This is a genomic window from Brasilonema sp. UFV-L1 (genome assembly GCF_012912105.1).
Taxonomy (GTDB): domain Bacteria; phylum Cyanobacteriota; class Cyanobacteriia; order Cyanobacteriales; family Nostocaceae; genus Brasilonema.
Genome location: NZ_QMEA01000130.1, coordinates 1 through 21804 on the forward strand (window position 1 = coordinate 1; position 21804 = coordinate 21804).

General features: G+C 41.3%; 18 protein-coding genes and 2 pseudogenes. 9 read left to right on the plus strand and 11 right to left on the minus strand.

Annotated features, from left to right (window positions below; translation table 11 throughout):
* Nucleotides 1-98: 98 nt before the first annotated feature.
* From DP117_RS36560 to DP117_RS26920, 3 genes are all read left to right on the plus strand, one after another.
* Nucleotides 99-389, plus strand: a complete 291-nt coding sequence (locus DP117_RS36560; RefSeq protein ID WP_248277852.1) for a hypothetical protein — start codon at nucleotides 99-101, stop codon at nucleotides 387-389.
* Between the two features lie 33 nt (nucleotides 390-422).
* The gene (locus DP117_RS36565; RefSeq protein ID WP_339381011.1) at nucleotides 423-1286 is read left to right on the plus strand and encodes a transposase; all 864 of its coding nucleotides are present in this window, start codon (nucleotides 423-425) and stop codon (nucleotides 1284-1286) included.
* Between the two features lie 661 nt (nucleotides 1287-1947).
* Nucleotides 1948-2907 carry a hypothetical protein gene (locus tag DP117_RS26920; protein ID WP_169221279.1) on the plus strand — a complete coding sequence of 320 codons (960 nt, stop codon included), beginning with the start codon at nucleotides 1948-1950 and terminating at the stop codon, nucleotides 2905-2907.
* Between the two features lie 77 nt (nucleotides 2908-2984).
* On the opposite strand, the gene DP117_RS26925 is transcribed toward DP117_RS26920, so the two are convergent.
* Complete coding sequence (locus DP117_RS26925; protein ID WP_248277854.1) at nucleotides 2985-3341, minus strand: hypothetical protein; 357 nt, start codon at nucleotides 3339-3341, stop codon at nucleotides 2985-2987.
* 62 nt (nucleotides 3342-3403) lie between these two features.
* On the opposite strand from DP117_RS26925, the pseudogene DP117_RS26930 reads away from it, so the two are divergent.
* The 3 genes and pseudogenes from DP117_RS26930 to DP117_RS26940 form a co-directional block, all read left to right on the plus strand.
* Nucleotides 3404-3586 (plus strand): annotated as a pseudogene (locus DP117_RS26930) (IS701 family transposase); the annotation flags it as partial.
* 267 nt (nucleotides 3587-3853) lie between these two features.
* Entirely contained in the window at nucleotides 3854-4081 is a 228-nt protein-coding gene (locus DP117_RS26935) for a hypothetical protein (RefSeq protein WP_169221280.1), read from the plus strand.
* 105 nt (nucleotides 4082-4186) lie between these two features.
* Nucleotides 4187-5055 (plus strand): annotated as a pseudogene (locus DP117_RS26940) (IS5 family transposase).
* Between the two features lie 467 nt (nucleotides 5056-5522).
* Here the strand turns inward: DP117_RS26940 and DP117_RS26945 are convergent.
* The 3 genes from DP117_RS26945 to DP117_RS26955 form a co-directional block, all read right to left on the minus strand.
* The gene (locus DP117_RS26945; RefSeq protein WP_169221281.1) at nucleotides 5523-5846 is read right to left on the minus strand and encodes a hypothetical protein; all 324 of its coding nucleotides are present in this window, start codon (nucleotides 5844-5846) and stop codon (nucleotides 5523-5525) included.
* A 65-nt stretch (nucleotides 5847-5911) separates the two neighbouring features.
* Nucleotides 5912-6106 (minus strand): hypothetical protein, encoded by a 195-nt coding sequence (locus DP117_RS36570; RefSeq protein WP_248277855.1) that lies wholly within the window; start codon nucleotides 6104-6106, stop codon nucleotides 5912-5914.
* Between the two features lie 178 nt (nucleotides 6107-6284).
* Nucleotides 6285-6509, minus strand: a complete 225-nt coding sequence (locus DP117_RS26955) for a helix-turn-helix transcriptional regulator (RefSeq protein ID WP_248277856.1) — start codon at nucleotides 6507-6509, stop codon at nucleotides 6285-6287.
* A 286-nt stretch (nucleotides 6510-6795) separates the two neighbouring features.
* Here DP117_RS26955 and DP117_RS26960 point away from each other — a divergent pair, with 286 nt between their 5' ends.
* Nucleotides 6796-7032 carry a hypothetical protein gene (locus DP117_RS26960; RefSeq protein WP_169221283.1) on the plus strand — a complete coding sequence of 79 codons (237 nt, stop codon included), beginning with the start codon at nucleotides 6796-6798 and terminating at the stop codon, nucleotides 7030-7032.
* A 143-nt stretch (nucleotides 7033-7175) separates the two neighbouring features.
* Nucleotides 7176-7556 (plus strand): hypothetical protein, encoded by a 381-nt coding sequence (locus DP117_RS26965; RefSeq protein ID WP_169221284.1) that lies wholly within the window; start codon nucleotides 7176-7178, stop codon nucleotides 7554-7556.
* Between the two features lie 177 nt (nucleotides 7557-7733).
* Here the strand turns inward: DP117_RS26965 and DP117_RS26970 are convergent, their stop codons facing one another.
* From DP117_RS26970 to DP117_RS26985, 4 genes are all read right to left on the minus strand, one after another.
* On the minus strand, nucleotides 7734-9305 hold the full coding sequence (locus DP117_RS26970) for a hypothetical protein (protein ID WP_169221285.1): 1572 nt from the start codon (nucleotides 9303-9305) through the stop codon (nucleotides 7734-7736).
* Nucleotides 9306-9326: 21 nt separating this feature from the next.
* Nucleotides 9327-9671: a hypothetical protein gene (locus tag DP117_RS26975; RefSeq protein WP_169221286.1), complete on the minus strand. Its 345-nt coding sequence runs from the start codon at nucleotides 9669-9671 to the stop codon at nucleotides 9327-9329.
* Nucleotides 9672-9768: 97 nt separating this feature from the next.
* Nucleotides 9769-13458, minus strand: coding sequence for a CHAT domain-containing protein (locus DP117_RS26980; protein ID WP_169221287.1), 3690 nt, complete (start codon nucleotides 13456-13458; stop codon nucleotides 9769-9771).
* 131 nt (nucleotides 13459-13589) lie between these two features.
* The gene (locus DP117_RS26985) at nucleotides 13590-17066 is read right to left on the minus strand and encodes a CHAT domain-containing tetratricopeptide repeat protein (RefSeq protein ID WP_169221288.1); all 3477 of its coding nucleotides are present in this window, start codon (nucleotides 17064-17066) and stop codon (nucleotides 13590-13592) included.
* 499 nt (nucleotides 17067-17565) lie between these two features.
* Here DP117_RS26985 and DP117_RS26990 point away from each other — a divergent pair, with 499 nt between their 5' ends.
* Nucleotides 17566-17799 (plus strand): hypothetical protein, encoded by a 234-nt coding sequence (locus DP117_RS26990; RefSeq protein ID WP_169221289.1) that lies wholly within the window; start codon nucleotides 17566-17568, stop codon nucleotides 17797-17799.
* Between the two features lie 61 nt (nucleotides 17800-17860).
* Here the strand turns inward: DP117_RS26990 and DP117_RS26995 are convergent, their stop codons facing one another.
* Genes DP117_RS26995 through DP117_RS27005 form a run of 3 tightly spaced genes read right to left on the minus strand, consistent with a single transcriptional unit; the run spans nucleotide 17861 to nucleotide 21359 of the window.
* Nucleotides 17861-19543, minus strand: coding sequence for an AAA family ATPase (locus DP117_RS26995; RefSeq protein ID WP_169221290.1), 1683 nt, complete (start codon nucleotides 19541-19543; stop codon nucleotides 17861-17863).
* A complete protein-coding gene (locus DP117_RS27000; RefSeq protein WP_169221291.1) occupies nucleotides 19540-21015 on the minus strand; it encodes a hypothetical protein in 1476 nt (491 codons plus the stop codon). Before DP117_RS27000 ends, DP117_RS26995 begins: the two co-directional genes overlap by 4 nt.
* A gap of 26 nt (nucleotides 21016-21041) precedes the next feature.
* The gene (locus DP117_RS27005) at nucleotides 21042-21359 is read right to left on the minus strand and encodes a hypothetical protein (RefSeq protein WP_169221292.1); all 318 of its coding nucleotides are present in this window, start codon (nucleotides 21357-21359) and stop codon (nucleotides 21042-21044) included.
* Nucleotides 21360-21804: the final 445 nt, after the last annotated feature.

The window sequence follows — 21804 nt, forward strand, 5'->3', positions numbered from 1 at the left end:
TTGGGTAAAACAAGTTGACTGTCGCAGTCAAAAATACAAGGGTTGTCCATTTTTGTCGTTAGCGTAGCGAGCCGTAGGCTGGGTTTGCCCAACCCCAGATGCAACAGGTCGAAAAACACATAATTAAATCAACTCACGAATGGTTTGCGTATTGTGCTGAAATTACTTTGGCATCTCGCAAACTTTACAACACGGTTCAATTTACACAACGTCAAGGCTTTTTCTATGGCTGGGGTACGCAGACCCAGGCAAAGTTAGATGTCATGTTTCAATCAGATAGTAATTATCGTGCGATGCCCGCAAAAGTTGCTCAACTGGTTTTAAAACAGAATGCCGATGCTTGGGGGGCTTATTTTAAAGCAATAGATGCCTACAAACTAGAACCATAGAAATTTACAGGAAAACCTCAACAACCATGTTACATTCAAGAAAAACGCAACTTAGTTAAATTCAATTATCAAGCTGTTGTCAAACGGCAATTTCAGAAAGGTTACATCGTTCCTTCAATGTCTCCGATTAAAATTCCAGTCAAACCGGGCTTGAAATACGATGACTTGTCTGAGGTTAGAATAGTTCCAAAAACCGGATATTTCGTAATTGAAATAGTTTCTCAAGTAGCTGAGAATCAAGAATTTTTCTGTAGTCTCAATCCGAAGTTAGCCGCCTCTATTGACATTGGGTTAGATAATCTAGCAACAATTGTCTTTAATGACCCGACAATTCAGCCATTAGCTATAAATGGGAAACCTTTAAAATCGGTTAACCAGTTCTACAACAAACAACTAGCAAAGTTTCAAGGCTTTTTACCTAATGGTCGAGGAACATTTAAACGGATTCAAAATCTTGTCCGTAAACGCAATAATTTTGTAGACAGTTACTTACATCAATCAACTAAAATGATAGTTGATGAAATGCTTGAGAAAGGTGTGACACAAGTTGCTATAGGTAAAAACTTACAGTGGAAAACTTCACTTCATATTGGCAAAAGAAATAACCAGCATTTTACTCAGATACCACACGCAAAGTTTATCGAGGTCCTGACTTACAAGTTAGAAAAAGTTGGCATCACCGTTAAGGTTGGTGAAGAATCTTACACGAGCAAGGCTTCACTTTCTTGTTGGGATACTATCCCAACATTTGACCCTAACAATAAGGTAAAACACCAGTTCTCAGGAAAGCGTGTACAACATGCCTGGTACGTAAGTAAAGATGGTTTAAAAATTCATGCCGACGTCAACGGAGCGTTTAACATCGCAAGAAAAGGTGCGACGTATCAGGTCGCGTAGGCACATCCGTGCTATGACCGAGGCATAAGCCTCTTGGGAATCCCTTCTCCCAATCCCCATGTAAAAGAGTCACTGACTCCGGTCACACCCTCAGTAAGTAATGAACAGGATGGAATGCAGACCACAGAAGCCTAACTTAGGAAGCCCAATCCAAAAGACGGGCAAGGGGAAGACTGAAATGGGTTAGCGCAAGCGAACCACTACAAGTCCCGTGAACGATGTGGAGCGAAAGTGACACCTTGTCACATATGGGCTGACAACGCTCCGACCAAAAGGTAGTAAGCCGACGGTGTGTTCATATTGCACCTCGATTCAAAGAAGTTTAGGGATATTGTGTTCTCACTGATATTGTCCACTCAAAGTGCCGCAATAGGGTACAGATTTTCCGACGAGCGAGCCTCCCAAAGGGAGGAGCTTCGCTTACGTTAAACACAAAGCACTCGGTTTCTGAATGTAAAAGTAGTACTTAAGTGAGCTTTAAGTGAGTCACTCATGTGAGATGCTAGAGCGCGGCGATGAGGTAGAGATTTTCCAACAAGCGCTCGTTAAAAATAAAGCACTCAGAAACTTCGCTTTGAAAGCAGCGCTTCGGACAGTGAGCTACAAGTGAGTCACTAATACTGTAGGCTAGAGAAGTATCAAGTTTGGACGCCGACAAACTATGGCAACAGAAAATCCCCGTGTGGCAGCCTACCCACCACGACTCGTCTATGAACGTCTAGTTGAATTTAAGCGTTCTCAAGGGTTAAAGTCTGATTCTGCCGCCATTGTGGCAATTCTTGAGGCTTACTTCTTTGGTGGTACACCTAGTGTGCCACAAAGTGAGCTATCAGGCAATCCAAAGCGGATTGAGGATTTAGAGGTGAAGGTGAGCAGTCTGCTTGAGGATGTAGCAGTACTCAAGCAGGCAATGAGTCAGTATACTTGTCAAGCATCTGGTGAGCACCTTACGCACAACGAATATCTGCATCAGCCTGACAACTACGAGGACTCAAGTGAGCCACCAAACAAATCACCCAACACAACCCTTGACTTGACAAACGAGTCTGTAAGTACTTACGTAAGTACATCTAGAAGTGAGCTACAAATAACTGGGGCAGATGGCGACACTCAATTAGTGAAGTCATCTGTTCGTGAAACCGTATCCGCCAACAGTGAGCTATCAAATGAGTCACTATTGGTGACACCAACTGCCGAATCTATCTTAAACAACCTACCAGTTCAGGAAAACACGCCTCCCCAGAGTGAGTTAGTAAGTGAGCCACTCGATGCTGGCTCATTGGAGAAAGTCATCAGTGAGCCACTATATGACTCACTAGATGGTCTACCACTGGTCGAAGAAAATAATCATCCCAAAGTATCATGGCTCAATAGTGAGCCACTTAACGACTTACTAAATAGCTCACTAGAGAAAGACGAAAGTAAAAATTCCCTGGAAGTCCCATCTCACCTTACTGGTGCAGCTTTAGCAAGAAGACTAAATGTTTCTCCAAGCACCCTTCGTCATAAGAAAAATGCTCGTAATTTTGAACAATGGACTTCTCTTCATGACCCAGATGGAATTGCTTGGCATTTTGATGGTGAAAAATTTATCGAAAAAACCTCACCAGGTATACAGTAAAACCCCTTGAGTAAAAAATTACTCAAAGGGGTTAACGGTATTCAAACTATTATTTTCGGCTCACTATCAAACTGGAATTATTCAGATTTAACTGGCACACGGCGGATTTTTTCACGTAAAGTCTCTAAAACTTCTGGTCGTAGTTCCGACCAGGGACTTCTTGGAGTTTCTTGGAATGCCGAAATAATTCCTTTGTCTCGCCAGTAATAAATGGTATGAATTCCTACACCCAATTTGTCAGCAAGGGCACTGGTGGAATAATAACCTTCCGGGCTAACCCCCGATTTCGCGTTCTTTGGGTCGCTTAAAGGCTTGTAAATACCAAATTTCCAGCGAATCCAGGCGATACCTTTTTTCGTAAAAGCACGCCCTGTACCACCCACCAAACCTCGGCGATTCAGTTCATCAGCAATTTCAGTATCAGTTCGACCCACAGCTAATTCTTCAATGAGTTGAATGACTTCGTTGGGTGTTCGGAATTTTTCTGCATTTGTTGGGACAACAAGTCCGTTTGGTTGGTTTAAAGTTTCCCGTTACCGTATCTTGGTATTACTTAAAGCGCGATCAGGGCAAGCTTGAAAAACGTTTTGTCTTGTCTACCCGTCCCATTAAAGCTTCTACTCTCAAGTGGTGGGGTAAGCGTCGTTGGCAGATTGAGGGATGGTTTCAAACCGCAAAGCAATGACCCAAAGGGTCACGCTTCGCGAACGTTTTGGTTTGCACCGTTTTGGTGAGTCAGCGCTGCAGGAGGAGCGAGTACTTGATGAGGGGAGCCAGTGCGTTGCGGGGGTTCCCCCCGTTGTAGCACAAGCGCGTTCTCCCGACAGAGGTATCTGGCGTTGGTTTCAAGGGCAGAGGGGACTGCTGCGCGCGCAGCGTGACCGCCCTTCGCAGCGTGCCCGCAGGGCATAGGTCATACCCGAAGGGACAGGGTTCTCTCCTTGGCATGTTACGCTTGCTGATTCTTTCTCTGACTGCCTACCTCATAGCTCATTGGACTTATCTCCATATTCAGTCTGCATCACCACCTGATTGGGGTCAGGCTGCACGAACTGCCTTAGAATCTATTTTTCCCAAAATAGTCGTGTCTCTTCTTTTACTTGATATTGAACGCCTAGCTCCCCTTGCACGTAGTTGTGGTTTTGACATTCATATTTCCAGGTGCAAGATGTGAGTTAGAAGAGTTGGTCAAAGAAACTGGGAAACTTCCTCAAACAATAGACCTCTTGCAAAAGTCCCATGAGCGTGGGACAAGTAGGTTAGAGCTTTCTTGACATCTATGACCTACGAAAAGGTAAAGAACCTTAAGCCTGAAGAATTTAAACGCTTATCTGGCGTGCATCCGGAGACTTTTAGCCAGATGAGAGAGATAGTGCGATAAGCCGGAGGCTTGACGCTACGCGTATCGCATTCACAAACAAAGCTTAAAACAGGACGACCCGGTAAACTGAGCATGGAAGACCAATTATTAATGGCATTAGAATATTGGAGGGAGTATCGCACCTATTTTCATATTGGTCAATCTTGGGGAGTGAACGAGTCAACAGCATATCGTATTATCCGTAAAATTGAAGATATTCTCGTGAGTTCAAGAGCTTTTTCTCTTCCAGGGAAGAAGAAACTCTCTAGCTCTGATTATCAAGTAGAGGTAGTGGTAGTTGACGTTACAGAAAGCCCAATAGAACGCCCTAAAAAAAACAAAAACAGTTCTACAGTGGGAAAAAGAAAAGGCATACATTAAAATCTCAAGTAGTGGTGGTTCAAAATACAGGTGAAATCCTTTGTACCGCTCATGGCAAAGGGAAAGAGCATGATTTTCGCATCTTTAAAAACAGTAAAGTTCGGTTAAGAGAAGATATTGAATGCTTGGGTGATAAAGGATATCAAGGAATTCATAAAGTTCATGCCAAAAGTCGGATACCAAAAAAGAAGCCGAGGGGCGGTGAGTTGAGTCGTGAAGATAAAAAGAGTAATCAAGAGCTAGCCAAAATCCGAGTTGTGGGTGAGCATATCAATCGTAAACTCAAGGTGTTTAAAATTTTATCCGACCGTTATCGCAATCGTAGAAAAAGATTTGGCTTGAGGTTTAATTTAATAGCTGGTTTGTACAACTATGAGCTTCGTCTGTCCAAAACCGAATCTCTTTAACTGACTTTTGCAAGAGGTCTAATCATTTCTGAAGCGCTTTTGCAGATGGTGACCGAGCCTAACACGAAAAAAACGGGCAGGCTTAATACGATATTTCGTCTTGTCCCCACGATTAATCGAGGGCTTCAAAGCCTGCCCGTTTTTTAGGGGGCAAATTGGTGAACGCAGAGTCTCCCGCCACAGGATTGACGCTTCCACGACTTGAAGATGTGGAATTGTTGGGTCATCCAGTCAGCTTGCAGTAACAATAAAACAGATATATTGGACAGGCGAGCCTCCCTTTGGGAGGATCTGAATCGCTTTGCGACACGCTACACGTAAGCGTAAGGGCGCGTGCGCGTAGCGTGTCGCCAGTACACAAGCTGATGAGGAACGAACGTGATTGCGCAAAGCAACAGACGCATGAAGGCGTATCGCAAGGGCGCACAATTGGGAATTGATGACACGTCTAGCCAAGTCATAGTTATTTATGCTTCGATTGGGTCTGGTCTACCTATTCCCAATTCTTGAAGTTTGGTTTTCACATCTTCCCAACAAGTGCCACAGTAGTAGTACTTTTTGTCTTTGATATCAGCTATATAAAAGCCCTGTTTCCCGCCGTTGATTCGTCTGAGTTCATTAGCGGCTTCTTTCATGGTTATGCCAAAGCAAGCAAATAAATCTTTCTGCTCAAGGACTGGAATATTAAATAAGTTGACAAATACATCGCCTTTGGTGAAATGCCAAGTGTCACCTCGACGTACAACTAGACGATAATGAACTGGATAAACGATTGTGTTTGACGCTGACATGAACCTATCCCACTAATAAAATTCTTTGAACCCAAATATGGATAGTAGCAAGGTCAATAAATGCATCAAAATATACTTTTTGACGCTCCCAACAACGGCACTGTTGTTTGCTGTTCAGTTGCAGGGGTTTCTGTTGCATCCACTACTGGCTGCGATTCACGCTGTTTAGTTTTGATAAACTGTAAGAAATCAAGTGTTTGTTCTAAAAGCGATTCCGGAGCCGATTCAATTTTTTGAAAAAGTTGTTCTTTGATAGTCATTGTTTTTATTGATTACACACTTATTTAATAAATATATCTTGTTTGAGAATTCCAGCGAGTTTACGACCATTAGGGACAGCAGATTATAGCGGTAGAATGCCATTTTTATAGTGGATAATGCCTATAAGAATGGTGGCGATTTACGTTGAAATTCATACAATGTAAATGCTTGCATTCCTTAATCCTTATTTGACTTTTCATAGTTGCTGATTGACTCTTTAACGGCTTGCTCTAACTCTTCAAAAGTGCATTGATAAAGTCTTAGTAAATCGCCTACTTGGTCAATTCTGAGCTTTGGTATAGTTCTACCTTGTTCCCAATTTCTAACACTTGAGTGAGCAACGCCAATATGAGCAGCTACTTGCTCAGCTTTTAAATCTGCTCTTTGACGCAGCTGTTTCATATCCATGACTTAAATAGTTACTGCTCCATAAAATCTACTTACTCAAAACAAACAAAGCGCGGTTTTAAGCGCAATATGCCGGATGATTGGTTTACCAAGAAATGCGCGGTTTACACAGATTTTTGGCTATCTAGTCATTCCTCCTATCTACTAACCACTTGGACTATCTGGTTGACAATAGTCTAACGGGTTAGTAGTATGAAGTCAGAACAATAGCGGTCTTCCCCAACGCCAATCAGAGAACAACCACTATTGTGTTAACCCGTTAGTCTAGGTTTAATAAATTATGACTCAAGCTGTTTTAAACAATCAAGCTCTAGCTCAACTTGAACTACCCACATACCTTACACAGCAATCGTCGGATACTGCACACTACGAAATTGATTCTACTGATGACGTATTTGGCAAACTCTATCGCGTATGGGGTGATCAACGAAAAATCAACTTTCTTGGCACCTTCTATCAAGACCGTCAGGAGTTGTGGGTGTCGCAAAGAAGTTGCACTTGTGAACGTTATCAATAGCTCACCAGTTATAAAGCCATAGCAGCCATCGTTAAGGCATAGAAACAAATAAGTCATCAGTCAGTTGCTCAAAGAGCGCGAACAGTAAACAGTGATAACTGTTAAAGAGTAACTGGCTATTCTTGCTGTATGGAGCCAGAGCAATGATTTTTACACGAATCGAACTTGAAACCAAAAGCCTTCTAGAATTGACAGCCTTATGTAATCAATACGGGTTAAAGGCACATCATGACCCATTACTGAGGGCTTCTTGGTCTGCTGTTTTGTTGTCCTTTCCCCACATCGCTATTTCACAAATGCAGCGTGGGGTGGGACTTAAATACCTTGGGCGGGATGGTATTGAGTCTTTAATAGTTGCTTATGACGCTCTTGGGTTACCCACTCACGAGCAAGCAGCCTTAATCAAAGCTTCTGATCAAGGGCGGATAATGCCAATGCCATATAGATTGGAGCAACAAAAATTACTAGCATTGTATGAAGCTAAAGTGAATCTTGACAAAGCGATATCTTTGCTGAGTTTTTAGGCTTCTCTAATTCTAGTCAGCAGTTGTCTTTCTTTCAGTCTCCCCTTTTCCCTCTGCTGGTTCTGGGGGATTTTGTTTGAGAATCGAAAAGCGCAGAGGTTAGGCGATCGCCATGTCCTATACTGAAAATTGAAGAGTTCATTTGATATCTTTGGTAAAGCAGTAGAATTTTGGCAATTATTTGTTTTGTTTTTCCCCTTGTAGCAAAGTTTGCTGACTCCCAGGCGATACTACTGTCTGGCTACTACCGGCTCGTATAAATTTAAATATACGTCCAGTAATAGCACTTCGATTCTGAATCAAATAACTTAGTCCTCCACCAATTATGACTCCCACAACTCCACAAAACAGGCTGAATAGCAGTGATTGAGTCAAGGGGTGCAGTTGGTTAGAGGTAAAAGGCAGCGAAATTGGTTTTGTTGGCTGTTGGGGAATGATGTAGACAGCGGTACTTGCACCAATTCCCGCCGCACCTAAGCCAACACCAACCATTGCAATGGTGGTTTGCAAATCGCGATCGCGCACTTTATCGCTTTCTTCTTTTTGGTGCAGAAGGTCTTGGGTAGTGCGATCGCTCTCGGCTTGTTCGATTTCCACCCGTCCCTGGATGGCTGTCATCGCCTTTTCGAGTAAAGCAGCACCATGTTGAAAATAGCCTAAGTCAGATTGAATTTGTTCGATGAAAAGGCGACAATCTTCATCAAAAAAACTGGATAGAAAGCTAACATCTTCGGTTGGGAGTTGGCTTTGAATATCTCTAATTTCTCGCTTGTAGTTTTGAGCGTTAATTTCTATTGTGAGGCGATATTGGTCTAGGTCGCGGATTAATTGCGAGTATGATAAATATTTTTGCGGTATGTCTTTTAAGTATTGTTTGAACTGTTGTAATTCGGCTTCATTAAGGGTTTTATCAACAGGTATTTTTTGGAAAACATCATCAAGATATGTTTCGATTTCTTGATAATCATGTCGAATTACCTGATAAACTTTACGACTGCGATGATAGGCGGCAACTGTTTTATTTAAAAAATGAAATAAATTAACAAAGTTATTATAGTTATTTACAAATTTTTCACTGGTTTCTGATTCGCAATATACCCAAACCAGTACATGACAGTAATCTTCTTCGTGGGTAGGAACACCATATTCAAATATGGGACTGCCGAATAGTTGACCTTCTTGATTAAAGTTTGGACAAGAGTAATTATTGGGGATAAATTCTCTTAAACAATTATCTGCTAACCTCCTTAATTGTTGGCGATTTTGTGGAGATTTCGACGGCAACCACTGTTTATCTGGTGTGTACCAAACACTCAAAAGTATAGTTTGACTGAGGGAACTCCCCATTTCACTGGGCATTAAACACCCAGAAGGGTTGAGAAGTTCTAAAAAGTTTAACTCTACAGGGTTTGTCTTCTTCTGGTTTTCGTCAAATTCGGGGCGACGCAGGTTTAAAGTCAGGACATAGGTATCATGAATGCGGAGGGGAGTGGCAAATCCAGCAATGGGTAGTGGTGTTCCATTTTGGTAAACTGTACTCTCAAAATGGAGAGATACATCATCGTCTGTTTGATTTTTCAGTAGGTCAACTCGATATCCTTCATGTTCTTCTATTTCCAGTGGTTTGGTAACACCAAATTTTTGAGAGAGAAGGTAATTGCACTTGTCCCAAAGCAAGTTTGGTTGATTGCTGTCTTTCAGATGAAAGGCAAACAAATGGACATTGGGAGCATAAATTTTGACGAACATTTTGTTAGCAGGATTTGGTAGCTATTGTTTATTTTGACTCTGGTTTTGTTTTTCGAGTTTATCTTTTACCTGCTGGCTCAATTCTTGGAAGAAGTTAGTAGTGCGTTTTGAATCGTTGGGTTCGGAGGGTTTGACCTTTTTTACTTCTGCGCGATCGCTCTTCATTACTATATCTCTCAATGCGTCGCGGATAGCTTTTCGTGCTTTACACCATTCTCTGAGAATTTGCTCGGCGTTTTCTGGGGGGTTGTTTTCTAAGGGTGTTAAGGTTTGCAGCAAGTCTTGGAGGTCAGCAGGAGAAAATAGTTCGGATCTAGTTTCGAGAAGAATAGGAAAAGCTTGTAGTAAGGGGTCTGTGGTCATCATTTTTTATCCTATGGTTGTAAGTTAGCTGGTATGTACCTGTTCAAATAGATTTTGAAAATTTGAGATGGGCTTCATCCCGCCTCTGACAATGCAAGATTTACAGCCCAATAGCACAGAAAGCAGCCCAATGGTATGGATTTTGAAATTGTTTTTCTTCTGGTTTGCAGTAGTGTTCGCAATAGTATAAGAATTGCTCAAGTTGCTTATTGACTTGTGGTGATAATTTTAACTGACTTGCCCATACCTGTAATTCGGCTGTAGTCACATCTCGCAGCCAAAGTTGTGCTTTTTGAAGTTCGACTGCGACTGAAAAATATCCACTATCAGCCATAGCAGTTTGCAAATTTTGTGAGAATTTAATCATCAAAAATGCTGTGGACAAATCGTTTATAGCCCACAAACTACTCACCACACTGGTGCTGCCAGCATAGAGAAAAGTGCTAGGTAAACTGATATATTCATCACTAGTATTCCTGAAGTCAACTAAGCCTGTTTCGCAAGCAGAGAGGACGACAAGACGACAATTATCTAGCTGAAATTCTCGTTCAAATAAATTACCCAAGGTAAGGCATTTACTTAAATCTAAGTGTTTTTTTTCATCCACACTTTCTGCTAGCAGTAAGCAAGAATCTTGGGGTGAGTTAAAGCTAAATGAAGCGTGACAAGAAAAATGTAGATAATTCGCCTCTTTTAGCTGTGGCATTTGTTGAAATAGTGCGTCTTTGGTAGCTTGTTTGTAGGGTAATACCTGATGGGAGGAGAAGAGATTTAAAATACTGTCTACTTCCAAATCGGTGTAAATAAGGTCTTCTGTGGGGTTTTGAATTGCGAACAGGGATTGAAAATCAGGGCGTTCGCGCTGTTGCACCTGTTGCAGTATTTGACAACTGGGTGCATAGCTAACACCACCAGCAAATAAATCCAGAAGACGAGGCGAATCTTGATGATTTTCGTCTACTGAAAGTGCATGAAGCGGGAACAGATGCAAGTCGCGATGGGGAATGAGGATTAATCTATCGCAATGTTTGGGTATTTGGGTTAATATTTCTTCAATATGCAGGATTTGTGCTAACTTTTTCAGGCGTGACTCTAGTTGATTTTGCCATTCGCCTTTTTGTTGGTAGTAGTCCTGTAGATATTTTTTCCGCCAATCAATCAAGGCTGTTAAATCTTCTGCTTGAGACTGCCAAACTGTAATCTCTGCTTCTTCGTTGCTAGAGAAAGGTGTTTGGGGTTTAGGTATGATGATGAAAGCCAGAATTTTATTATTTGTGATGTACCACTCGATAACAGCAGTGTGCTTATCTAAAGTTGATAGGAATTGGTTAAACTTGAAACCGGAACCAACAGGTAAATATTTGTCTTGTAATTCTTGACGTTGTTGGCGCAAATTTTGAAGATGTTGCGCTATGGCTGTTGGATTTTCGGCTGTACCACTTTGGAGTTGATACTGCCCTATAGCTATTTCGTCTCGCAGTTGTTCGAGTTGAGTGACAATATCTGGAGGGAAAATAGTTTTGCGATCTCGTTCTAGGATAAGTTCAACCAAGCTACGAGTTTTGCTGCGTTCGACGTATTCAATAGCTTCAGTAATTTTGCCTAGCTCTAAACAACTATCCACCATCCGTTGATAAAGCTGATACCATCGTTCGGCGATTTTTTGTTTTACCTCCTGCCCGGAGTGTACGTCATTCTGAAGGTTATCAACGCTTTCAATCGCTTTGTTAAACGCATGGTAAGCTGTGGAAAAATCATTGGCATTCAAATGGGCATTACCTAAATAAAAATGCATAGCTGCCCTTTCTTGGATAAATGCATCACGATTGTAGATTTCCAAGGCATTATGACACGCAGTTATGGATTTCTTCAAATTGTCGGAGCGTTCACCTTCAATACGGTAATAATAAGCAAGTGCAAGGTTATGTTGAGTAGTTGCCCAATCTTGAGGAAATTCATCACGTGTGTAAATTTTTAATACTTGTTGGTAAGCACTAATCGCCTTTTCCAAATTATCTGCTTCATCTCCTTCAATACGACGGGTGTATGCAAGTGCTAAGTTAGTTAGTGTTGCTGCCCAAGAATGAGGAAATGCATCAAGGGTGTAAACTTCTTGTAGAACTTGTTCATAAATTTTAATTGCCAACTCCAAATTTTCTGTTCTATCTCCCTGAATACGCTTTTCGTAGATGACTCCCAAGTCATTTTGAACATCTGCCCACTCAGTTGGAAATGCATCGCGGGTATAAACCTCTAATGCTTGTTGGCAAGCAAAAATAGCTAATTCTAAGTTTTCCGTTCGATTTCCTCGAACACGATACAGGTAAGCAAGTGCTAGATAACGTTGGGTGGCTGCCCATGTTTGAGGATTTGCTTCACGACTCCTTACTTGTAGCGCTTGTTGGCAGGCAATTAATGATTGTTCCAAGTTTTCTGCTCGTTCGCCTAATATACGTAACCGATAAGCATTTGCCAAATTACTTTGAATTGTTGCCCAAGTTCTGGCATCGTTTTCTGGGGTATAAAGTTGTAAAGCCTGATGATAATTAAAAATTGCCCGTTCAATGTTTTCTGATCTACTTCCATAAATACGAGCAAGATAAATTTCAGCCAGCGTATGTAGCGTTTCAGCCCAAGTTAATGCGTCTGCCTCGCGGTTCCTAATTTCTAAAGCCTGTTCGCAAGCAGCAATCGCTTTTTCCTGGTTTTCTGCTCGATTTCCAAGAATTCGTCGTTTATAAGCACCAGCTAAATCTGTTTTTAGTTTTGCCCAAGCAAGTGGAAATGCATCGCGGGTATACACTTGAAGCGCTTCTTCATACATTTCTATTGCTAATTCTAAATTATCTCCTGAGCCTCCCTTGATACGACGAGAATAAGCATTCGCCAAGTTATTCTTTACCATTGCCCAAGTTTGGGGGTCTGTCTCAATGGTAAATACTTGCAGCGCGTTTTGATAAGCTGCGATCGCTAACTCTACATTTTCTTCTCTATTACCTTCAACACGGGCAAGATATGCTTGCCCCAAATTATTTTGTGCTTGTGCCCAACCATAAGGTTTTAATTCGTAGTTTCTGACTTTTAGCGCTTGCTGATATGCGTTGATTGCAAATTCTACATTTTCTGATTGATTTCCTTTAATGCGGTCTAAATAAGCAGTTCCTAAACTATTTTGTATGCTTGCCCATCTCTTAGGATCTGTATTATAGCTTATGACTTCTAATACTTGATTGAAGGTATTTATTGCATTTTCTAAATTACGCCCTTTATCCCCTTTAATACGGTAAATATAAACATTACCTAAAGATAGCTGTATATTTGCCCATAGTTCGGGTGATAATTCACGAGGAATTGATTTTAACGTGTTCAAACAAATATCAATTGCCTTTTCTAAATTATCTGCTCTTTGTCCTTTAATTCTTTCAAAATAAGCATCTGCCAAGCGCCACTGCACTGCACCCCAGGCATTCATATACTTTTCTTCAGCGTAGATAGTGGATGCTACTTCATAACCTGCAATAGCAATCTCAATATTAATAACTTTATTTCCAAGCGCAAAAAATTGAATTAAGTTACTAAAACCGCTAATTCTATCAGCAGCAGCCGCGTTTAGCTGGTTATGCTCTGCCATATAATGCAGTATCGCAATTAGACGCTCGTCTATTTTACCTAAATTTTCTTGGAGTACCGGGTAAACTACCTCATCATTAGCATCGCTGTCCAAACTAAGCTGTAGCACGTATATAAAGAAAGCTATTTGAGAATCGTTTTGCTGAGGTTGTTCATTCATGGGCGTGAGCTAGTCTGAAAACACATTTATAAAGATATTCAACAGCACTAGATATCATTACGGAAAATACTTATAACTATTGTATTTAAAATTTTCTTCTATTCACGAAAAATACTTAGTATTATTCGACTCTAGCACCCCACCGCACAAAAAGCCGCCCAATACACAGGTTTTCTGAAAGATCTTTCCTCTGCATCAAACCAACTTAGCTGCTTGCGGATTTCCTCTTGAAAACTTTCAGCTAAATTTAACTGCTGCGTCCACTCCCATATCTCACCCTGCGTACTATCTCGCAACCAAACCTGCGCTTGGTTTAAAGCAACCGCAACCGTTAAGCCAGCCTTGAGATTTTGGTGAAATCGAATCATCAACAAGGCTGTAGATAAGTCGTTGACAGTCCACAGCGAACTAACCACACTTTTAGCTCCAGCATAGAGAAATCCACTAAGTAAGCCGATGTATTCATCACTCGTATTGGTGAAATCAATCAAGCCTGTTTCGCAAGCCGAGAGGGTGACAAGACGGCATTGGTTCAGGTCTAAATTGCGGTCAAATAAATTACCCAAAGTTAGGCATTTATTGAAATCTAGGGCTTCTCCTTCATTAGCACCCGCCAGCACCAAGCAAGAATCTAGAGGTGAATTCGGGTTAAACAAACCGTGACAGCAGAAGTGGAGATAATTCGCCTGCATTAGTTGTGGTGCAGCTTGGGATAAAGCAGTTTTCGTGGCTTGGGTTTTGGGCAATACTTGATGGGACGAGAACAGAGGCAAAATACTGTTTACTTCCAAGTCGGTAAACAATAAGTCGGACGTTGGGTTTTGGATGGCGAATATCGACTCAAAATCTTCGCGTTGTCGCTGTTGTGCCAATAGCAACAGTTGACAGCTGGGGGCATAACTTACCCCGTTGGAAAATAATTCCAGCAGACACGATTCCTGTATGGGTAAAGCGTGAATCGGAAACAGGTGCAAGTAGCGATGGGGAATGAGGATTAATTTGTTACAATGTTTGGGTATTTGGGTCAATATTTCTTCAATATGCAGGATTTGTGCTAGCTTTTTCAGGCGTGACTCTAGCCGATTCTGCCATTGGTCTTTTTGTTGGTAGTAGTCCTGTAAATATTCATTTACCCAATCAATCAGGGCTTTTAAATCTTCTGGTTGAGATTGCCAAAGTGCAACTTCCTCTTCCCTCGTAGGAAACGGGTTAGGGGGTTTTGGTTTGATGATGAAAGCGAGAATTTTATCCCCTGTGATGTACCACTCGATAACAGCAGTGTAGTTATCTAAAGTTAACTGAAATTGATCAAACTTAAAACCAGAACCAACAGGTAAATAGCTGTCTTGCAATTCTTTGTGCTGCTGTCGCAACTTCTGGAGACGTTGCGCTATGGCTGTTGGATTTTCCTGTTGATCATTCTGGAGTTGACGCTGTCCTATGGCGATTTCATCTTGCAGTTGTTCTAATTGAGTAACAACCTCTGGGGGGAAAATGGTTTTTAGCTCGCGATTAAAGATAAGTTCAACTAAGTTACGGGTTTTGCTGAGTTCCGCAGTCTCAATTGCCTTTACTAAGTCACCTACTTTGACACAAGCTTGTATCATTTTGGCATAAACATCAATAGCCTTCTCCTGTGTCTCTCTACGGGTTATCTCAGTGGTTGTCCATTCCCGACTATTTTCCACTGCTGCAATGGCTTGTTCATACCCTTGAATGGCTACTGTCCATTGTTTGTTCGCAAAAGCACAGTCACCTAAATTACGTCCTACAGATAAACAATTTACGGGAAATGATTTGGGCGTGTAAATTTCGAGAGCTAACTTTGAATGTTGGAGCGCAGCTTCAATTTGTCCTAGCTCCTCATAAAGATTTGCCAGATTAGCTTGAACCATTGCCCATAAGTGGGGAAAAGCCTTACGAGTGCAGAGTTGTAAGGCGTTTTGGTAACAGATAATCGCCACTTCCAAGTTTTCTGTCTTATCCCCCCAGATTCTTTTACTGTAAGCAAGTCCGAGATTATTTTGCGTACGTGCCCAACTTTCGGAAGAAGCTGCACGAGTATGGACTTGTAAAGATGTTTGATAGTAATTAATTGCCAGTTCTATATTCTCTGCTTTTTCTCCACGGATTCTCTTTTTGTGTACCAATCCCAGTTCATACTGAATATCTGCCCATTCTTCTGGAAAAGCTTCACGGGTGTGGACTTGCAACGCATCTTGAAAACATGCGATCGCTGCTTCCAAATTCTCTGCTTGATTTCCCCGGATTCTTTCTATATAAGCAATCCCCAGCATAAATAGCGTTTTTGCCCATTTTTCAGGCATTACCTCATGGCTGTATACTTGTAAAGCAGCACGATAGTAATTAATTGCCATTTCCAAGCTCTCTAAACCTTCCCACTGTCTTTTCCGGTTGTAAAGGTCGCCTAGATTATCTTGAATCATTGCCCATAAGTGGGGAAAAGCCTCAAAGGTAAAGAATTGCAAAGCGGCGTGATAAGAGGCAATTGCCGCCTCCAGATTTTCTGCCACGTCACCATAAACTCTGTCGCGGTAAGCATTTCCCAAATCATTGTGTGTGTTTGCCCATCTTTGAGGAAAATTCTTACGGGTCAAAGCTTGTAAAGCGGTTTTAAAATAAGCGATTGCCACTTCTATATTTTGTGCCCTTTCTCCCACTATTCTTTGATTGTGGACAACTCCAAGATTATGCTGAGTCAATGCCCATGCTTCCGGAAAAGACTCACAGGTATAGACTTGCAACGCATTTTGATAACATATGATGGCTTTCTCTAAGTTCTCAGCTTTGTGTCCCCAAATTCTGTCATAGTAAGTAACGCCAAGATTCAATTGAGCATTTGCCCATTGTTCAGGAAAAGCCTCACGGGTAAAAACTCCCAATGCTGCTTCAAAAGATGCAATAGCCTTCTCAAGATTCTCAGCCTTATCTCCTTGAAGTCTGTTACGATACATATGTGCTAAAGAATTTTGTACAAATGCCCAAACTTCCGAAGTTGTATCACGCGTAAAAACTGTTAAGGCAATCTCGTATCCAGCAATAGCAATTTCGAGGTTATTGGATTTACTGCCCAATGGAAATGATTCAATAAGCTCGCAGAAACGGATAATCATTTCAGCAAGCGCTTGTGCTTCTTGCTGTAGCTCCACCTTGAAAAGCCTAGCTTTTGCCCAGCTTTGTAAAACTTGTACAAATTTATCATCGAGTTTGTCCTGGTTGGCTGCAAGTATTGGGTAAACTACCTGTGCCTCACCTTCACTGTCTGCGGTTGCTTGCAACACTGCGCTTAACAATTGCACATAAATTTGTACATCTTTTTGATTGACAAACTGCAAGTTTTGTTCAACATTAGCTTGTGGAGACAAATCCGGCGCATCTGGCAGTTGAATTGCCAAATATCTCAACCAATTCGCTATGTTTTCATTCCCCTGCTGTGATGCAATTTCTGCTTGAGTTTCCACCGTCTGCAAGAAGCCAGCATCAAGTAAATCTCGGTTCGCTGCTAAAATTTCAGATTCTTTCCCAATAGGACAATTTAGCAAATCTTGAATGAGGTTGATGTAGGCTTGCTGGCGCATTTCGTTCATGAGTGCAGGCTAGTATCTGATAACACATTTACTATGAATCAGATTCAAAAGCACTACTCGTCATTCCGGAAAAATACTTACAAACCCATTTTTTAAAGTCAAACCGAGCTTCTCAAGACGAAGCTCTTCTTTATCCGATACTGTACTCAACACCTGCTAAAACCTTAAAGTCATTAATAAGAGCTTGTTTAGGGTTAACTTAGTACCTTCTCCCTATATACCTCTATTTTCCAATAACTCCTAATTGGTGAGCTATACTCGCTACAATTGGGAGAGTTGGCTAGCTGTGCAAATTTCCGTGCGCGATTCTGATGCTACCACAAGAGTGAATGTTGCTCAAATTGCCTTTACTTAGTCAAAAAAACATTTTATCGGTAAATTACCTTTGCAATCAAGTAGCAGTTAGGCGTGAGCTATTAAGAAGGCAGATAAAAAAAATGTAGTTTGGTTTGACGTACTACAATAAAAACACACTATCACGCATTGCGTCGCGCTTAGTATGACGACTGTAATCGCCAGACCTTCATCCTTACTTGGCAAAATCAGAGTGGAAAAGCTGGATAATTTTCACTTGTTCAAATTTAATGATGAATTGCAAGCACGGATGGAAGAACTTTTGGAACGCAAAAAGACTGATTTACTCACTCCAGAAGAAGTTATCTCACTTGAGGAAATTGGAGAACTAGACAGGATTTTCACGCATATAAACGCTATGTTGGTAGCTCAAAGATGAGCATTGATAATGCTACTAAAGAATTTGTGCCAAGACGAGCACGCTTATCTATAAGCAAAAGCTATACACCGATATTTTCTTCCCAATAACTCCTAATTGGTGGGCTATACTCGCTACAATCGGGAGAGCTAGCAGGCTGTGCAAATCCCCGTGCGCGATTTTCAATTGCCAAGATTCGGTCTGTATCCCTTACATACAAAGGAACTATTGCTTCTCGCTGTTGCAACAATATCGGTAAATCTATTACCATCGGTTTACCTGAATGGAAAAGCGATAAGCCAGAGGCTTGACGCTGCGCGATACGCGCTGCTTTCTCCACCATCCGCGCCAATTCTGCACCAGTGCAATTCACCGTCTTATTGAGAAGAATCTTCCACTCTTGTTGGGTAAGGCGATAAGCCGGAGGCTTGACGCTACGCGTATCGCCACCATCCCTGTAACGCTCATCAAATCGTGCAGCATGAAGCGAAATAATCTGCTTGCGCTCAAAAGCATTGGGAAAACCCACATAAAAAATCTCATCAAATCTTCCCACCCTCGTCAGTTCTGGTGGTAGCACATCCAACCTGTTGAGGGTGGCGACGACAAACACAGCACTGCGCTTATCTTGTAACCAAGTCAGCAGAATTCCCAGAATGTGCCTGCTACCACTATCTTCGCCTGAAACGGTTGTTGCAGTAAAAAGTTTATCCAATTCGTCAAAGTAAAGCACCACAGGAGCGCAAGCTTCTACCCTATTCAACAGGCGTTTGAGGTACATTACTCCTCCCGCGACAACAGCACCTGTATCAATGCTAACAAGGGGGAAACCCAATTCTCGCGCCAAGACGTTAGCTGCTAGGGTTTTACCCGTCCCTGGTGGTCCCACAAGCAAACACCCTTTTGGGAGGGGAATATTTGCAGTGCGTGCATCTGTTTGAAAATCAAGTTTTGCATCTTGAATAAAACACCTGAGATTATCCAGTCCCCCAAAGTCATACACATCCGGTTCTGGAACAAAGTTGAGATTAAAGGAACGAAACCGATTGATTTTGTAATCAAGAAGGGAACGCACCAAGGAGACATCACTCCCAAAAACACCATCATTGTTCAACACCGCTTGCCGCAACCCTGCTTTGATATCCTCAGTATGTAGTCCAGTTGTCGCAGTTGCAAGACTTTGTATCAAATCAACACTTACTGTAGCACCAATTAAGGTAGGCAGGTATGTTGAGATTAAATTCTCTATCTCACTGACATCGGGGTAAGGCAATTCTAAACTTTCAATTAACCCACTCAGGCTTACAGGTAATTCTACTTCATCAGTCACAAGCAGAATCAAAAATTTAGAAGTTTTTCGTGCCGTAATATCTGAAGAAATATTAATTAATAATTGTCTCAGAATTACCCCCTCTCGTTCCTGCATACAAGAGGGTATATTCTCTAAAATAAAGACACCATTAGTGTTAGAGTTTTGAAAAAATTTTAAAGCAGCAATTGCACCACTACCAGAAGTCACTTCTGCTGCTTCTACTTCAAAACCATCGACTAAAACAACCTGTTCTCTACTACTCGCTTCACACTCAATTCTTCTAAAATGTTCAGGCTCCCCCAAATTCCACAGATATAGTGACAATCTGAAATGATCAGTCAATGTATTGTATAAAAACTTAAGAACATTTTGGCGTTCTCGCACAGGAGCAACAATAGAAATCACTGCTTCTCCAGCGTCAAGCAGCTTGTTCAATTTTGAGAAATGATTCATATTTCCAATTCATATGAGTTTTGATTTTTAACAACGCTCAACTGGGATTTAGCACTAGCTTTTTTGGTTTCTGCAGATGATTGTATTGATGATTGAACTGCTTCTAATTTGGGTAATATCTGCTCGAAATAAGCAAAATCCCGCTCGCTCATTCGGCATTGTTGCAAGCCATTACCTACCGCCAGCAAAGCCCCACGTCCATCTTTCGCTGCTATCAAGACTCGACCATCAGGAGCAGCTTTCCATTTATAAGAAAATTGACCATCAATACTAACAGTTTTACCTTGTCTTTTGGCATAATCACTTAATGCTAGTGTGATTTTTTGAATTCTCGCAAATTCCTCACTTTCTTTAACACCAACAGGGCTAAAGGCTCCTCTTAAACGTTCTCCTGAACGTACTTGCTCACATAATACAGTTAACTCTTTTTTGTGATGCTCTTCAAGAGATGAGCTATCTTTTGACAGCCGTACACCAAAAGGTGTATTCTGAAACTGCAAGATAGATTTTCCACTATCATCTTGCAACTGATAAGACTTACCAGAACAGGTAATGGTATATCCTACTGCATGATAAACATTTGAGCCTGGAACAGCATGGCTGGTGAATACTTGTTTAATTGCTGCTGCTGTTTCACGGATACGCGATCGCTCTCTAAATTCATTCCAAAGCTGACCAACAGTATCCCTACATGATTGCCACCAATTAGGGTTATTCTGCTCCTGCAATCTTTGTTGAATCAGCTCTTCAAATTGCCGCTGTTGCAATGCTAACTGTTGTTGATGCAACTGTCGCATCTCAGAAATTTGTGTCATTAAATATGTTTTTAATTCACTTTCAGGCAACACACCAACTGCTTCATTCACACTTTTTATACCTGAATTTACGTTCTCATAAGACGTTGGAGTCGTTGAAGAATCACTTTCTGCAGATATAGAAGTCAAATTCGGTTCTTGTTCTTGTTGCAGTTGCTGTGGAGGTTGATTAGAGAGCGCAACTTTAATCGGTAATTCAGCTAGTTCTTCTTGCTCAAAGACCTTTTCCGATTGGGAATTATTAGAATTTGTTTGGTTGGGTAAAGATTGCTCTCTTGTTAATTCCAAATCTTTCTTAAAATATTCATTAACTATTACCTTGCCATCACGGTCAGCTTGCAGGACAACTTTATCATCTACTTTTAATGTTAAACTGTTGTTCATTCCACTAACAGTTTCACCAACTGGTGTATTTTGAAGTTGTCCTAATTGTTCGATAATCTCTGGAGTTAAAGCAGCAACAAACTTGTTACCAACCATCCCATAAACAACCTTGTCACCTACTTTAATTTCAACCTGCTGTAACTTCTTATCTTTAAGAATTTCCTCTGACTTCTTTTGTTGCTCCAAAAATCCACTCAGCCAAGCTTCGACAACTTGGAGATATTGCTGAGTAAACGAAGATGCATCTCCAGGTGAAACACTAGAAATAGACATTTGAAATTTCCTCTATTTTTGAGACTTTATTTTGTAGAAATTTCTGGTATAATTCGATTGACAATGACTTCCTTGTCGATAGTAAACACGACCAATTCACCATCATATAACCAAGCGAGAAACTCACTCTTCACCCCAAGAGTACTAGCGCCTGAATATACCGTTTCACCTAACAAAACACCGAGTAATAATCCTGATTGGTCAAAAATTTCTATTGATAAAGGTAGATTTTCTAAACGCACTGGAGATTTTTCTAATGCTGACTGCACGCGAACTAACCACTGGGGATACTGTTGTAATAAAGCTTGACAACGTTCACTCATCGATTTTTGAAATTCAGACATAAACTCTCCTTAAAAAACTTACAGGTTCAAGCGTCTGTGGTCTGACCGAACAAGGCAAAAGTTAAAAGTTAAAAGGCAAAAGAAAGAACAATAAAAAATGGTTACAAGCCCTCAACTTATGGTATGGAACGAAATAAAAACATTTATTTCGTTAGCGTTTGCGCGCTTCGCCCCGTAGGGGCTAGCGGCACGTAGCGTAGCGGTTCCTCTTAGGAACTAGTGCGCGGAGAGTGCCACGAGAAATAATATGTCCTTATTAAATCCACTGAATTTATTTATGGGGATTATCTTTTTACTTTTTACTTCTTAATTTGTTAAGTTTTTGAAATTCAGACATCAATTGTTCTAAAGGCGTTGTATAAAAAGGGGATGAAGTACGAACCGCCAAGCGCGTTTGCGCAGCGCCCCTCTTAGGGGCTAGCGTGTCCGTTAGCGCAGCGTGCCC

Bases quoted from the DNA above. Each gene is read 5' to 3' on its own strand.
- DP117_RS36560 (WP_248277852.1), top strand. From the start codon at position 99: ATGCAACAGGTCGAAAAACACATAATTAAATCAACTCACGAATGGTTT.
- DP117_RS26920 (WP_169221279.1), top strand. From the start codon at position 1,948: ATGGCAACAGAAAATCCCCGTGTGGCAGCCTACCCACCACGACTCGTC.
- DP117_RS26935 (WP_169221280.1), top strand. From the start codon at position 3,854: ATGTTACGCTTGCTGATTCTTTCTCTGACTGCCTACCTCATAGCTCAT.
- DP117_RS26945 (WP_169221281.1), bottom strand. From the start codon at position 5,846: ATGTCAGCGTCAAACACAATCGTTTATCCAGTTCATTATCGTCTAGTT.
- DP117_RS36570 (WP_248277855.1), bottom strand. From the start codon at position 6,106: ATGACTATCAAAGAACAACTTTTTCAAAAAATTGAATCGGCTCCGGAA.
- DP117_RS26955 (WP_248277856.1), bottom strand. From the start codon at position 6,509: ATGAAACAGCTGCGTCAAAGAGCAGATTTAAAAGCTGAGCAAGTAGCT.
- DP117_RS26960 (WP_169221283.1), top strand. From the start codon at position 6,796: ATGACTCAAGCTGTTTTAAACAATCAAGCTCTAGCTCAACTTGAACTA.
- DP117_RS26965 (WP_169221284.1), top strand. From the start codon at position 7,176: ATGATTTTTACACGAATCGAACTTGAAACCAAAAGCCTTCTAGAATTG.
- DP117_RS26970 (WP_169221285.1), bottom strand. From the start codon at position 9,305: ATGTTCGTCAAAATTTATGCTCCCAATGTCCATTTGTTTGCCTTTCAT.
- DP117_RS26975 (WP_169221286.1), bottom strand. From the start codon at position 9,671: ATGATGACCACAGACCCCTTACTACAAGCTTTTCCTATTCTTCTCGAA.
- DP117_RS26980 (WP_169221287.1), bottom strand. From the start codon at position 13,458: ATGAATGAACAACCTCAGCAAAACGATTCTCAAATAGCTTTCTTTATA.
- DP117_RS26985 (WP_169221288.1), bottom strand. From the start codon at position 17,066: ATGAACGAAATGCGCCAGCAAGCCTACATCAACCTCATTCAAGATTTG.
- DP117_RS26990 (WP_169221289.1), top strand. From the start codon at position 17,566: ATGACGACTGTAATCGCCAGACCTTCATCCTTACTTGGCAAAATCAGA.
- DP117_RS26995 (WP_169221290.1), bottom strand. From the start codon at position 19,543: ATGAATCATTTCTCAAAATTGAACAAGCTGCTTGACGCTGGAGAAGCA.
- DP117_RS27000 (WP_169221291.1), bottom strand. From the start codon at position 21,015: ATGTCTATTTCTAGTGTTTCACCTGGAGATGCATCTTCGTTTACTCAG.
- DP117_RS27005 (WP_169221292.1), bottom strand. From the start codon at position 21,359: ATGTCTGAATTTCAAAAATCGATGAGTGAACGTTGTCAAGCTTTATTA.